Annotated in this window: 12 protein-coding genes; 2 read left to right on the forward strand and 10 right to left on the reverse strand. The window is 44.0% G+C overall.

The features are described 5' to 3' along the window. Positions 1–102 precede the first annotated feature (102 nt). From N780_RS19290 to mgtE, 7 genes are all read right to left on the reverse strand, one after another. Positions 103–897 carry a CotO family spore coat protein gene (locus tag N780_RS19290; protein WP_052115066.1) on the reverse strand — a complete coding sequence of 265 codons (795 nt, stop codon included), beginning with the start codon at positions 895–897 and terminating at the stop codon, positions 103–105. A 377-nt stretch (positions 898–1274) separates the two neighbouring features. Beyond that, positions 1275–2054 carry an enoyl-ACP reductase FabI gene (gene fabI, locus N780_RS13060; protein ID WP_036784842.1) on the reverse strand — a complete coding sequence of 260 codons (780 nt, stop codon included), beginning with the start codon at positions 2052–2054 and terminating at the stop codon, positions 1275–1277. A 172-nt stretch (positions 2055–2226) separates the two neighbouring features. Beyond that, entirely contained in the window at positions 2227–3135 is a 909-nt protein-coding gene (thrB, locus tag N780_RS13065; protein ID WP_036784844.1) for a homoserine kinase, read from the reverse strand. Continuing rightward, on the reverse strand, positions 3132–4193 hold the full coding sequence (gene thrC / locus N780_RS13070; protein WP_036784847.1) for a threonine synthase: 1062 nt from the start codon (positions 4191–4193) through the stop codon (positions 3132–3134). Before thrC ends, thrB begins: the two co-directional genes overlap by 4 nt. A gap of 2 nt (positions 4194–4195) precedes the next feature. Then, complete coding sequence (locus tag N780_RS13075; protein WP_036784850.1) at positions 4196–5497, reverse strand: homoserine dehydrogenase; 1302 nt, start codon at positions 5495–5497, stop codon at positions 4196–4198. 803 nt (positions 5498–6300) lie between these two features. After that, positions 6301–8160: a monovalent cation:proton antiporter family protein gene (locus tag N780_RS13085; protein WP_036784857.1), complete on the reverse strand. Its 1860-nt coding sequence runs from the start codon at positions 8158–8160 to the stop codon at positions 6301–6303. Between the two features lie 21 nt (positions 8161–8181). Then, positions 8182–9555, reverse strand: a complete 1374-nt coding sequence (mgtE, locus tag N780_RS13090; protein ID WP_036784861.1) for a magnesium transporter — start codon at positions 9553–9555, stop codon at positions 8182–8184. A 259-nt stretch (positions 9556–9814) separates the two neighbouring features. Here mgtE and N780_RS13095 point away from each other — a divergent pair, with 259 nt between their 5' ends. Both N780_RS13095 and prpE read left to right on the forward strand, forming a co-directional pair. Further along, positions 9815–10990: an FtsW/RodA/SpoVE family cell cycle protein gene (locus tag N780_RS13095; RefSeq protein WP_036784864.1), complete on the forward strand. Its 1176-nt coding sequence runs from the start codon at positions 9815–9817 to the stop codon at positions 10988–10990. A gap of 542 nt (positions 10991–11532) precedes the next feature. After that, positions 11533–12285 (forward strand): bis(5'-nucleosyl)-tetraphosphatase PrpE, encoded by a 753-nt coding sequence (prpE, locus tag N780_RS13100; RefSeq protein WP_036784866.1) that lies wholly within the window; start codon positions 11533–11535, stop codon positions 12283–12285. 52 nt (positions 12286–12337) lie between these two features. Here the strand turns inward: prpE and N780_RS13105 are convergent, their stop codons facing one another. From N780_RS13105 to yjbM, 3 genes are read right to left on the reverse strand one after another with little or no spacing between them, the layout of a single operon-like run. Next, on the reverse strand, positions 12338–13210 hold the full coding sequence (locus tag N780_RS13105) for an RluA family pseudouridine synthase (protein ID WP_036784869.1): 873 nt from the start codon (positions 13208–13210) through the stop codon (positions 12338–12340). 18 nt (positions 13211–13228) lie between these two features. Next, entirely contained in the window at positions 13229–14029 is an 801-nt protein-coding gene (locus tag N780_RS13110) for an NAD kinase (protein ID WP_036784872.1), read from the reverse strand. A 28-nt stretch (positions 14030–14057) separates the two neighbouring features. After that, positions 14058–14693, reverse strand: a complete 636-nt coding sequence (gene yjbM / locus N780_RS13115; protein WP_036784874.1) for a GTP diphosphokinase — start codon at positions 14691–14693, stop codon at positions 14058–14060. Between the last annotated feature and the right edge of the window lie 96 nt (positions 14694–14789).

Here is a 14789-nt window from a genome sequence, read left to right on the forward strand (position 1 = left end):
AACGGGACCTGACTTTTTTATTCAAAACCAAGTTACTACCCCCTCGTTTTAATATGCAGGTCGATTTCTTAGACGAAAAAAAGAGCTGCTTTTAGCAGCCCTCTAAAATCCTCTTAATACAATGTCGTTAATGTCATCAAACGGAACTTCCACGCGGAATGGCCGCTGAAGGATTTTCATATATACAGTTCCCTCTTCATAGTCTTCAATCCATCCCTTATATCGCTCTTCATCCGTAATAACCTCACACTTCATTCTCGGGACTTGCGAAGGCAAATTAACGAAATAGTCTACTTTATCTTCTAGACTCATATCTTTAAATCTGCTACGACGGTTCCTATTCGTAAAGGATACGCGTCGCTTCCCTTCGCTCTCTTTTGTTCCAGAATCTTGAGTTTCCTCATCGTGTGACGCAGGTTCTGAAGAATACTCTAACCGCTCCGCCTGTTTTTCTTCCCTAACTGTAGGCGGTTCCACTTCTGACTCTTGATCTTTCTGCGGCTCCTGAAGGTCAATCTCGCTTTCTTGCTTTCCCTCAACATGATCTTCTTTAGCTACTGCAAAAGGATCTGGACGACCTAAAAACGGATCATACCCTGCTGGCCTAGATTGATCAGGTTCCCCAAGCCCTAGCGAATAACGTTTTCGGCGCTGTTGCCCTCGCTTCGATCTCTCTTGAGTAGGGGTGTCTTGTGAGTCAGACGCTTGTTCTTTTTCTGCTGTTTCCGCTTTCGCCTCAAATTTCGGCTCGGATTCTTGTGTGTCTTCACTTTTCTTAGTTAACGGTTTCCTTTCTGTTCGATACACAGACTGCATATTTGGCGACGCCTTCTCAAAGTCAGGCTGTGTAATATACAACATCGGCTGCTTTACACGTTCCTTTTTCTTCTTAGCCATATATACACACTCCCCCTATATCATCATTAATCTACACTATAGCCTATGCTAAAGAGACGGGGAATGTGCCTAGTTTTTCCGACTCATTTTTGCATGGGAAGGTGGATTTGGTAAGCGGCCTCTTTGATTTGCTCTTTTTAGTAAGATAACTATCATTTTAGCAACTTCCTGCCCGGCTTTGGTAAATTCTCGGTCTCTTTCAGTAACTTCTCGGCTCCTTTTCATAAGTTCTCCTTTGTTTTTAGTCAATTTACTTTCGTTTTAGCCACTTCCCAACCGTCTTTGGTAACTGCTATGCTTGTTTTCGTAACTTCTGACATCATACAAAAAAAAGCCCAAGGCAGAGCCTTGGACTTTTCAATCATATTGTCATTCGTTTAGCGTCCGATAATGTGGAAGCCAGAGTCTACGTGGATCATCTCGCCTGTTACACCGCGGGAGAAGTCACTTAGTAGGAAGTAAGCTGTGTCGCCTACTTCATCTTGAGTCGTTGGACGACGTAGTGGAGCGCGTTCTTCAATGTCTTTAAGGATTGAATTGAAGTCGCCTACACCTTTAGCAGATAGCGTACGGATTGGACCAGCAGAAATCGCGTTGACGCGAATGCCGTGTTTACCAAGACTTTCAGCAAGGTATTTCACGCTCGCATCAAGGCTTGCTTTCGCAACACCCATAACGTTGTAGTTCGGTACAACGCGCTCACCGCCAAGGTATGTTAATGTTACGATACCGCCGCCTTCTGACATAAGAGGTTGTACAGCACGAGATACAGCTGTTAAGGAATAAGAGCTGATATTGTGAGCTGTTAAGAAGCCATCACGGCTCGTATTTAAGAAGTCACCTTTTAGTTCATCTTTGTTAGCAAAAGCAATACAATGAGCTAATCCGTGGATTACACCCACATCGTTTTGAATCTGTTGGAATGTTTCCATGATGTTCTCATCATCTGTTACATCACACTGATAGAAAAGAGATTCTTCTCCACCTTCTAAAGTTGCTGCCAGGTCACGGACAGATTTCTCGAAACGCTCTGCAGCGTATGTGAAAATCAAGCGTGCTCCTGCATTGTGTAGTGACTGAGCAATTCCCCAGGCGATGCTTCGCTTGTTGGCTACTCCCATCACAACATATGTACGACCTTGTAATGACATATTCATTCTTTCGTCCTCCTCGGAGAAAATGTGTCTATAGTTATTACTTGTTATTAGTACCTGCTACTATTCTAAACAAAATCAAACAAAAACACAATTCCTTTCTAGTATCCCCATCCTTAGACCCATTCAAAACCTTTTAACAAAACAAGGTGCTCCCTATTTCGGAGCACCTTGTTTAAGATTTTGTCTCAATTTTTTCTGTCGTTACAACCGAGCCGCTATAATCCACAGACAGCCGTTTCCACTCAAAGTTTGGATAAGCCCTTTGAGAGGTTTCTGTGATTAAAGCGCCGTGCTCTGTTGGAATCAGACTCATAATCGTAGGACCCGCACCACTCATGAAGGTCCCATATACGCCTTGATGTTTTAGAAATTTTCGAAGTTCGTCGTAATGAGGCATTAATGTCCCTCGATAAGGCTGGTGGTAGCGATCTTTCTCCATCATTTTACCAGCAAGCGCCCAGTTTCCTTGAGCTAAAGCAGCAACAAGAACATTAGCGACAGCACTGCCGTCTACAGCTTCTTTATACGAGAGTTCTGAGGGCAGTACGTTCCTCGCTTCAGTCGTTTTCAAATCAAATGAAGGAATAGCAGCTAAAAAGCATACGTCTTGAAATGGAACAGTAGTCCAACTGACATCTTCCCCCTCTTGATAGGCGATAACACCGCTCCCCGTGACAGAGGGTACAACGTTATCCGGGTGCCCTTCTATTTGAGATGCGAAAGAGACCTTTTCTGCTTCGGTAAATTGCAAGTCTAGTATGTGATCCGCTAGTTCAATACCAGCTACAATTGCCGAGGCACTACTGCCAAGCCCCCTCGCTACCGGAATCTCGCTAGCTACTTCAACCCTATGAGGTGGCAAGTATTCAAACCCTCGTTTAGTAGCGGCAAATTGTGCAGCTTGATAAATGGTGTTCTGATGATCCTCAGGCATCCCTTTAACAGATTCAGAAGTCGCTTCAAAATACCACGCATCTGAAGGTTCTGCCTGTACTTCAAGATACAGATTTAAAGCAACACCAATGGAGTCAAAGCCAGGCCCTAGATTGGCACAACTGGCTGGTACACGAATGCGTATCATGAAACCACTCCGTTTTGGATGGCATCTGTTACTTTTTCAAGATCGTTAGGAAGAACGGTTGGCTGAATAGCACTCTTCTCGATAGCGGTTGTCGGATCCTTCAATCCATTACCTGTTAACACGCACACCACTTGTGAACCTTTTGAAACCTCCCCTTGTTTCAGAGACTTAAATAGGCCTGCAATTGACGCACAAGAAGCTGGTTCAGCAAATACCCCTTCGTTCTCGGCTAACCATTGATAAGCTTCTACGATCTCTTCATCCGTCACTTCGCCTATCGCACCACTGGATTCATTCGTTGCCTCTAAGCAATGATCCCAACTAGCCGGATTTCCGATTCGAATAGCTGTGGCAAGGGTTTCCGGCTGCTCAATGACCTCCCCACGAACAATAGCAGCAGACCCGCTTGCTTCAAATCCTCTCATGTTCGGTAAACCTGTATGGTAAGCTTGATGGTACTCTTTAAACCCTTTCCAGTACGCTGTAATATTACCAGCGTTCCCTACCGGAATAAGCAAATGGTCAGGCGCTTTACCTAACACGTCACACACTTCAAAAGCTGCTGTCTTTTGACCTTCGATTCGGTACGGGTTAATAGAGTTAACGAGTGTAAAGTTATCCGTTTCAGCTAAGTGTTTAACAATTTTCAAAGCTTCATCGAAATTTCCTTCGATGGCATATACTTCAGCGCCATACATCACAGCCTGAGCAAGTTTTCCTTGTGCAATCTTACCGTCTGGAATTACGATAATACACCGTAATCCAGCTCTAGCTGCATAGGCCGCCGCTGCTGCTGAGGTGTTTCCTGTTGAGGCGCAGATGACCGCTTCAGCTCCTTCTTCAACAGCTTTTGCCATGGCCATAACCATCCCACGGTCTTTAAAAGAACCAGTAGGATTAGCGCCTTCGATCTTTACATAGGCCTCAATGCCATATTCTTTTGACAGCTTTTCAAGTGGAAGTAAAGGCGTATTCCCCTCTAGTAACGTAAGCTTTGGTGTTTCTTCTGTTACAGGTAAGAGAGATTCATAGTGTGATAGAAGACCTTTCCAAGCCATAGTTAATTCCCCTCTCCTTCAACTCGATACACGCTATGAATGGATCGAACCGCTTCAATTTCTTCTAAGGCATGAAGGATAGCATCCATCTGGAATCGACTTGCATTATGTGTAATTAAAATAATGTCAGCAGCGTCATGCCCTTCAACTGGCATTTGCAAAATTTTATCCAAGGAAACACCGCTATTTGCGAATTCTTGTGTAATAGCGAGGAATGTTCCTGCTTCATCTTCCCCTTCTAAACGAACGAAGAATTTCGAGAAGATCTCATCCTTTGTTTTCATTTGTTTATCATAATGCGGAGAAACAGATGACTCACCTGTTACACCAAGGCGAACGTTTTTCACCACATCCATTAAGTCAGACACAACAGCTGTTGCAGTTGGAAGTTTACCGGCACCAGGCCCATAGAACATCGTCTCTCCCACTGCGTCCCCGTACACGTATACTGCATTATATTCATCTTTAATACCTGCAAGAGGATGGGCATTCGGAACAAGTGTTGGCTGCACACTCATTTCCACTTTTCCATTCTCACGGCTTGCAATGCCTAGTAGCTTCATTGTATAGCCAAGTTGAGCTGCGTAAGCAAGGTCCTCAGAAGAAATGCCGCGAATTCCACTTACTTCAACGTCATCGAGAACGGTTTGCATTTTGAATGCGAGCGTTGATAAGAGACTGATCTTACGCGCAGCATCTAACCCGTCTACATCTGAAGTTGGGTCTGCTTCTGCGAAGCCAAGATCCTGTGCTTCTTTCAATACATCCTCAAACGTGCGCTTCTCATCAACCATCTTCGTTAAGATATAATTCGTTGTGCCGTTCACAATCCCCATCATTTTATTAATACGGTCTGAAGCTAGCCCGTTTGTAAGAGATCCAATAATCGGAATCCCGCCTGCTACACTTGCTTCATAACGAATATCACAATGTTTCTCTCGAGCCAGTTCCATTAACTTGCCACCGTGAACAGCCATCATATCTTTATTAGCTGTTACAACATGTTTGCCGTTCTGAACAGCACGCTCAAGAACGTGATACGTATCTTCTATACCACCCATAACCTCAACAATAATGTCGATGTCAGGGTCATTTACGAGTTCATCTACTTGATCGGTTAATAAAGAAGGATCAACCGATGCCCCACGTGGCTTGCTAAGATCATTTACAAGAATGCGCTTTACATCAATTGAGCATCCCACCTGGTGTACAATGTCTTCCTGGTGGTTTTGTAAAATCTCTACAACCCCTGTTCCTACTGTTCCTAGTCCGCATAATCCTACGTTTAATTTCTTATCTTGCATCGCTTTCCCCTCCTTATTGTCTATACGAAACGTACATATGTACTTCTATTAAAGACATTATAAAGAGGCTCCCCATTAAACACAACCTTTATCGGAAAATTCATAATTAACTAAGAATACTCCTCTCTCCTAACAAGCCTCGAAAAACGAACACCCTCAGCATGTTAACCGCTTACATAAAAACAAAATAAAAAAATGAAAAAAAGTCTTCTGAAGCGCTTTTATGCATTAAAGCAAGAACGGGTGTCTGGCACCCGTTACTTTGCTAAAGTGCAAAAGCGTTTTGACGCTTTTGCTGGGCGTCTCGACACTTCAGGGGCTCATCCTGACGCTTTCAACGCTCATTCCGGCGCTTTTTTCGCTCGTCCCGGCGCTTTCGATGGGCGTCCGGACACTTCTTGCGCGCGTCCAGACACTTACGACGCTCATCCCGACGCTTCCGGCATCCGTCTCGACGCTCTCACTGCTCGTCCCGACGCTTCCACCGCTCGTCCCGACGCTTACTGCATCCGTCTCGACGCTTCCACCGCTCGTCCGGACACTTCCTACGCGCGTCTCGTCACTTCCTACGCGCATCCCGACGCTTCCGGCACTCGTTTCGACGCTCTCACTGCTCGTCCCAACGCTTCCACCGCTCGTCCGGACACTTCCTACGCTCCCCCCGACACACTTCCGGCACTCGTCTCGACGCTTCTCCCCCGCGTCCCGTCACTTCCAAAGCCCATCCCGACACCCTCACCGCCCTGCACTGCACTAAAAACCTAAAAAAGCTTCGGTCCGTTACGGACCGAAGCTTTTTTGGTTTAGCTAGCAAATTCAAGGTCAAAGCGAAGTTCTTCAACGTACTCAGAAGATCCTGTAACAACGAGTTGGTCACCGGTCTTCAATTCTGTATCTCCGTGGGGGATGATGGATTCATTATTACGGAATATGCGAACCATGATGACATCGCCTGTGAACGGGAAGTTTCGGATGTACATACCGTCATATTCTTCGTTATTCATCTCGATCTGATACAAGTAACTCTCTTGGTTGGTTAAAATGTCCACAACGTTTGGTGCGGTGATAAGTGCTTTTAACAATGCTTTTGATGATAAGAAGACAGAGAATACTTCGACTCCATTTTCGCGAAGCTTCTGATCCAGTTCAGGGGATTCGGCTCGTGCGATGACGCGTTCAACTCCCTGTTCTTTTGCATAAAGGGCAATCTCAGTGTTCAGTTGTTCATCACCTATTGAGGCAACAAGAAGGTCCACATTGAATACCCCTTGTTTCGCCAACAACTCGGAGTCGTAGTCTTCTACTTCATTAATATCAAAGCAAGACCGGCTTACTTTTTCATCAATCTTATCGACTTTTGTATGATAAAGATGCGTTTTATAAAGCTTTGGATCAAGCTCACGCACAACCGGTAATGTCATTCGGTTCGAACCGATAAAAGCTACTTGCTGGACATGCTCTGTTTCTTCCTCATGAGAATAAAGCTTCTTGAAGATAACAGGGGCTACAAGACAAGATACAACAGAGACAAGGATGAGCGCTCCTTCCATCCTCGTGCTAATGAGCCCCATCTTTTCCCCGATTGTAGCAGCCGCGATGACTAACGATAGCTTCGCGGTTAGAATAGATCCTGTTGCAAAAACTTCTTTCCAGGAATACCACTTTCTTAAGATAAGCGCCGGAATCATTTTAGCAATCACAAGCGCCACGAATAGTAATGGCATAAGCAGTAGAATCTTAGGATCTTGGAAAAGCTTCGGGATATTGATTCCTACACCGACCATCACGAAGAAGATCGGAATTAAGAAGCCATACCCGAAACTATCAAGCCGCTTGACCATTTCCTGATTGGGAGATAATAAAGCGACAACAACACCCGCTAAGAAAGCACCAAGAATATTCTCAGCACCAACCGTTTCTGAAATGCCGACCAAAATAAGAATGATGGTGAACACGGCACGGGTATCAATTTGGATGGTACCTTTCGACATCGTCTCCACAAAGGAGCGATTTTGAAAGTATTTTCCGACAAAGTAAATCGCTACACCAGCTCCGAACAGAATGAGAAGAAGCCACATACTCGAGCTTTCCTCTCCTCCATAAATTGATACGAAGACAGCGAGCAAAATCATCGTTGTTAAGTCAGCGATTACCGTTACGAGTAACACGATTTGCCCGATGTTACTCCGTAGCATTTGGGCATCTTTTAACGTTGGGACAACGACTCCTAAAGAAATCGTCGAGATAATTAATGTCATTAGAAAGACATTATCGATAAAGCCAGCTAGAACAAATAAATAGGATAGTCCAAGTGACAGCACAAGAATGAATAAGAACATGCTCGAGGCCACAACCAATGTGTTCGGTGCTTCTCCACCGCTTGGGAGGGTTTCTTTCTTCTTCTTTCCTGCGAAGGCAGAGAAATCAATCTCAAGTCCACTAAGGAACATAAGGAAGATAAACCCTAAAGTAGACAAGGTCTCAAGCCACATGCCTTCATTTACTAAGTCAAAGCCACTCTGACCAATGATCAGTCCAACGATAATTTCCGCCACCACAACAGGGATGGTCTTCAAACGAAAACGATGAAGGATGATGGGCGTCAGGAATGCTGCGATGACAACAATCACAAGTGATGTAACAGATGCAGAACCGTGTTCCATTCACTTAGCCCTCCTTTACTTCTAGGAAATCAATAAGTGCAAGCGTAAAAACGTCGTTGCCATACCGAAATAGATTAAGATTGAAATAATATCGTTAATGGTCGTAATAAATGGACCTGAAGCTACAGCTGGGTCCACATTTAATTTGTGCATAAGTAAAGGTACTAATGCACCCGCAAGTGTCGCAACAATGAGAGTCGACATAATGGAGATTCCAACGAGTAAACCGAGGTAATAATCACCTTGCCAAAAGTACACGATAAACGTCACAAGCACACCACACGTGAGACCAGTGATAAGACCTGTTCCAGCTTCTCTGAACACAAGCTTAAGGATACCTTCTTTCTCATGTTCACCCGTTGCAAGACCTCGTACCGCAACCGCCAACGCTTGCGTTCCTGTATTCCCAGCCATACCAGCAATAAGAGGAATAAAGACAGCAAGTATAGCGACTTGATTTAATGTTTCTTCAAATCGTCCAATCAAACTCGCGGTCATCATTCCTAAGAACAGTAGGATGACAAGCCAGGGCAACCTTTTCTTAGCTGCTGCGAATGCATTCTCATCCGGGCGATCCAAATCAGAGACACCAGCAAGCTTTGAATAGTCATCACTCGCCTCTTCTTCCATAACGTCCATGATGTCATCGACCGTGATTATACCTAGCATGTGATTCTGAAAATCAACAACAGGAAGCGCCAGAAAGTCATAGTCACGCATTAATTGAGCAACGTCTTCCTGGTCTTCGCCAACTTGCACCGAAACCACTCGGTCACTCATCACTTCAGAAATATACCAATCTTCTTCTGCAATAATAAGATCTCGCAGGGATATAACACCAACTAAATGCTTGTCCTCATCGATCACGAACACATAATAGATGGTCTCAGCGTCAGGTGCTTCCCTTTTTAAATGAAGCATGGCTTCCCGTACGGTTTGATTAGCACGGATTACAACGAATTCTGTGGTCATAATACTACCAGCAGTTTTCTCTTCGTAGTACAGAAGTTCTTTAATATCAGAAGCCGATTCCTTGTCCATTATGGTCAGGAAACTAGCGACTTGGTTTTTATCCAGTTCATTTAAAATATCAGCAGCATCATCCGTTGAAATCTCAGCCAAAATTTGAGCGGCGAATCGTGGGTCCATCTCTGTGAAGTACTCTTCAATATCATCCACATCGATATGCTCCATGACTTCAGCGATCTCATCAGGTGATAAGTACGTATAGATTTGCATACGCACATCTTGCGTTTGCTCTTCGAAGATCTTCGCCTGGTCGTAAGGGTGCATTTCAAGGAATTCAGCTCGGAATTGGTCAATTTGGTCATTAAATAATGCATCTTGAATGGTGTCCCATAGTTCACGTCGTTCATGGTCTTCAAGATATTCCATGGATAAACCCTCCCTTTCGCCGTTTAACCAGAAGTGGTTTAATGTCTCTATTATACAGTCTTTTCCACATTACCTAGTCATTTGACCGTTTTATCGTAAGTTCCACATCTTTTTTTGTCAATGTCCCATTAGTATCCCTCTAAAGACACAAAACCAATCCGATGGAAGAAGTTCTTAAAAAACAGCTCAGAATAGTGTAAACTTTCATATGGGAACATATATTAATTCGGAATCTATGGAAAGAAGAAAGGGATCCTTCATGAACAACAATCAAGGTCTTAAAATAGACTTTTCACTCATCATGATTTTAGTCGCGATCGCTGCTGTTAGTTGCTTCACGCTTTACACTATTCAGCCGACGCTTCCTTCTAAGTATGACTACACCAATTTCTTTACGAAACAACTGCAGTGGTATGCACTAGGAACCATTGTTATTGGAGTAGTGATGTTATTTGATTACGACCGTTTCCGACAGCTTGCCTGGGTATTCTATGGCATTGGTATTATGATGCTACTAATGCTTGAATTCAACGTCCCTTCTAGCCTTGTTCATGAAAATAACGGGGCACGAAGTTGGTTTAAAATTGCAGGGAACACAATTCAACCTGGTGAATTCATGAAAGTGTTTCTCATTATTTTACAAAGTCATCTTATTGTTCGACACAATGAAAAACGCCCAACTGAACGAAGCCTGAAGTATGACCTATGGCTTCTTGTCAAACTCGTCGGTGTTGCTCTTCCTCCGATGGCCCTCATTGCTAAACAACCTGACTTAGGAACGTTCCTTGTGTTAGCTGCTATTACAGCTGCACTCATTCTTGTATCAGGAATTCGGTGGAGAATATTGCTAAGTATTATCGGGATTATTAGTATGGTCACTCTTGTCCTTGTAGGCTTGTTTCAATTTTTCCCTGTGGCGATGGAGAAATTACTCGTTGAATCTGACTTTGGACACGTAACAGGGCGCTTTTATGGTTGGCTTCAGCCTGAAGAATACGAGGATTACGGCTATCAACTTGTTCGCGCTATGATGGCTATTGGCTCCGGACAATTGATGGGTAAAGGGATCAACGAAATGCAAGTTTATATCCCAGAGCGCCACACGGATATGATTTTTACAGCCATTGCTGAACAGTTCGGATTCATTGGTTCGAGCGTCGTGGTCACGCTTTTCTTCCTATTAATTTACCGCATGATTACAACAGCACTTGAAAGCAACGAACCTTTCGGAAGCTACTTGACCGTTGGACTGATTGGAATGTTTACATTCCAAATCTTCCAAAACATCGGCATGTCGATTCAGCTTCTGCCAATCACAGGCTTGCCTCTTCCGTTTATTAGCTACGGTGGTAGTTCTTTGATCACATACATGCTCGCTATTGGGCTTGTGTTAAATGTTCGGTCCCGAACGAGAACCTATATGTTTGATTCGTAAAAAAGGTGGAAACGCTAAACAAGCGTTCCCACCTTTTTTGTTCTGGTGAAGTTTAATGTAGGTAGTGTTTATAATATGGGTAGCTAAGTGAAGGGGAAATAGTTAATCCCGGGGACGTCCGTTGCCAAGAAAGTGCTTGGGGTGGAGGGGGGACAACTCGCTTTCCTGCGGGGAGCTGGGGAGCCTCCTCGTTCGCTTTCGCTCTCTGTGGGGTCTCCCCTAGGCTCCTTTTCCCGCGGGAGTCTCGCAGTCCCCCCTCCATCCCTCATGTTCATTAGAAGAACGGACCGCATTTATCCCAGCAGACACCCAGATACCAATTGTGGCGAGTTTCCGTTCCTCCCCATACGGCAAAGGTGGTCCTGGAAATTGCGAGACTCCTGCGGGAGAAAGAGGTCGACGAGACCCCGCAGGGTGGTTTTCCCGAGGAGGCTCGACAGCTCGCCCGCGGAAAGCGAGTAATTTCCTGGACCACCATACTCTCAATTTCAATCAACGGAAACGTTCCTCTAGCTAACATTCCACTCTAGGAGGTTTATTACATGAAAAAGATCGATTGTATTGGAGATGTGCACGGTTGTTATGATGAACTGATTGAACTGTTTGAGAAACTAGGATATAGCACTACAGATGATATACCTCGTCATCCTGAGGGGCGCATTCCTGTATTTGTAGGAGACCTGACTGACAGAGGGCCGGCCTCTCTGGATGTGATTCGCCTTGTGTATAAGATGGTTGTAGAGAACAAAATGGCGAAATATGTCCCAGGAAATCATTGCAATAAGTTGTACCGCTTCTTTCAGGGAAATCCAGTCAAACAGAAGCATGGTTTAGAGACAACGGTGGCGGAGTATGAGGCTTTATCTGAACAGGAGCAAAAAGATATTAAGGATCAGTTCATGACTCTTTATGAAGAAGCGCCATTGTACCTTGAGGAGCCTGAAGCTAATGCGGTCGTTGCTCATGCTGGGATTCGTGAAGATATGATCGGGAAGTCGTTTAAGAATAAAAAGGTGCATACTTTTGTCTTATATGGTGATGTCACGGGTGAGTTTGATGAGTTAGGACGACCGGTGAGACGTGACTGGGCGTATGATTACGAGGGAGATCGGTGGATTGTTTATGGCCATACTCCTGTTCGGGAGCCTCGTTTCAAACATAAAACCGTTAATATTGATACAGGGTGTATTTTTGGCGGAGCTTTAACGTGCTTCCGTTTACCAGAAGAAGCGATTGTCAGCGTCCCTTCTAAACAACCAGAAGTACCAGAGAAGTTCCGTTCATTTGATGATTAATAAAGAGGTTGAGGCCAATGGTGCGCTCAACCTCTCACATAACCATTTCCTATCAGGTAATAAGGCTTTCCATATCTTCAGGCAAAGGCGCTTCTACATAAATCTCATGTCCGCTTATCGGGTGAGGAAATCGTATCGAGCTGCAATGTAGCGCCTGTCTGCTGATGCCTTTTTTGATCCCATCATATAAAGAATCACCACGTAAGCTATGCCCTATATAGTTGAAGTGAACTCTAATCTGATGTGTCCTGCCCGTTTCTAAGCGTATATGAACCAGACTTGTTTCGTTTGTTTCTTTTACCACCTCATAATGAGTAACCGCGGTTTTCCCTTTCGGATCAACACAACGTTCAATAATCGAACCAGGTGCTCGGTCAATGGGAGCGTTGATCGTCCCCTTTTTCGTCTCAAGGTGACCTTCTACCACGGCCTGATAATTCTGGTTGATCTCCCCTTTCTCTTGCACCCTGGCTAACAGGGAGTGAACAAATCGGTTTTTCGCCACAAGAACAACCCCTGAAGTATCTGCATCAAGGCGTGTTACAACGTGTAAGGTGAAAGGAATACCATGGTGATCGTAATATGCCATGAGCCTGTTGCCCAATGTGTCATCCAAATGATGCACAGAAGGGATTGTCGCAAGGAATGGGGGCTTATTAAGGATAATGACTTCATCATCTTCATAAAGAACAGAAATGGGTTTATCAATCGATGCTAAGTGCCGCCCACGCTCTTCAGCAGGGAAGTGAACAAGTAACTCGTCCCCAGCTTTCACCTTAGCCCTTACCGTAACAGGGGAACCGTTGATCAGGATTCCTTGGTCGTACTTAATGACCTTTACCATACGACGCGAAAAAGCTCGTACGTGATATAAATAATCTCGTACGAGCATTCCGTCGTGTTTTGGGTCGATTTTGAATTTCATTTCAAAACACCTCTATTTCTATCGTTCATCTGCTATGAAGGAATCATGGACCCGCTTCCAGAATGGGAACGGACGGAAACGAGCGAAACGCACTTTTTCTTTCGCCACACGGCACTGTATGGACTTCACGTCTGAATACTTCCGCGTAATGTGATCAAGTGTGATCATAAAGCTCTTATCATTTTGCGGCTTGAGCATGGCTGTATGATGCTTTGGCAAGATCAGCGGAGAACCTACTGTACGGAATACACGATTATTAATCGACGCCATCTCGGCGATTTGAATCGCTTCAAGAGATGGATGAATAATCGCTCCTCCTAGTGCTTTGTTGTAAGCAGTACTTCCAGATGGCGTTGAAATACACAATCCATCGCCTCGGAAGGTTTCAAAATGCTCACCCTTTATTTCTACATCAAGTACCACAGAGCCTTCAGCCGTCTTAACTGAGCATTCATTTAACGCAAGGTACTTATCTTCTGGTTCGTCGCCTTTTGGTCGAATGATAATCTCTAATAAAGGATACTCCACAACTTGAAAAGGTGTCCTTGCGATCTCAATGATTAACTTCTCTAACTCTTTTGGCATCCAGTCTGCATAGAATCCTAAGTGACCTGTGTGCACCCCTATAAAGGCTGTCTCTTCAAGACGATGTATATATGTATGGAATGCTTCAAGTAAAGTACCGTCTCCCCCGATTGATATAACAAGATCTGGCTCATCATGGTCCAATTCCAGGTTAAATTCCGTTAAGTAATTTTTCATCTTGGACAGGAATTCATCTGACGCACTGTCCCCTTTTGATAAAATCGCAAATTTCACTTGAGTTCTCCCCCTTTAAAATTAGGAATCAATCATCATCTGTATCCTTTTGATCATTCTTCTGGCGGAAGATTGCTTGTGCTTCTTGAATCTCGCTTTTTATTTTTGACATTTCTTCATCTAAACGAAATGCTGCCTCAGAGGCGTTTTTTAAACGGCTCTTCACTTCAGCTGGAATTTGGCCGCTATATTTATAGTTTAATGAATGTTCATTTGTCGCCCAAAAATTCATAGCAAGCGTACGGATTTGAATCTCAGCAAGCAGTTTTTTCTCTCCCTCAATGGTTTCAACAGGGTACTCAATAATAATGTGGTAAGACCTGTACCCACTCTCTTTTTTCCTCGTAATATAGTCTTTTTCCTCTAAAATATCAAAATCATTGCGCATTCGAATCATGTTTACGACTGCGTATATGTCATCTACAAACTGACAAACGACACGAATGCCTGCTATATCTTGAATTTCATCTTCAAGATTGGAGTATGGTATATCCTTTTTCCTTGCTTTATCAAGGATACTTGTTATAGGTTTTACCCTACCTGTGACAAACTCAATCGGGGAATGCATGGCACCATATTCATACTGTGCTCTCATCCCCTTCAATTTCACCTTCAGCTCATCAACTGCTTGCCTGTACGGAGCTAAAAACGTTTCCCAATTCAATTCTTGCACCACCTTTTATCCAATCATCGTCTATGTAAATGGGTCACGATATTGGCCTGTGATCTATTGTATCATAAATGATTTCATGATTAATAT

Origin of the sequence: Pontibacillus chungwhensis BH030062 (genome assembly GCF_000770675.1) — a bacterium.
Lineage (GTDB): Bacteria > Bacillota > Bacilli > Bacillales > BH030062 > Pontibacillus > Pontibacillus chungwhensis.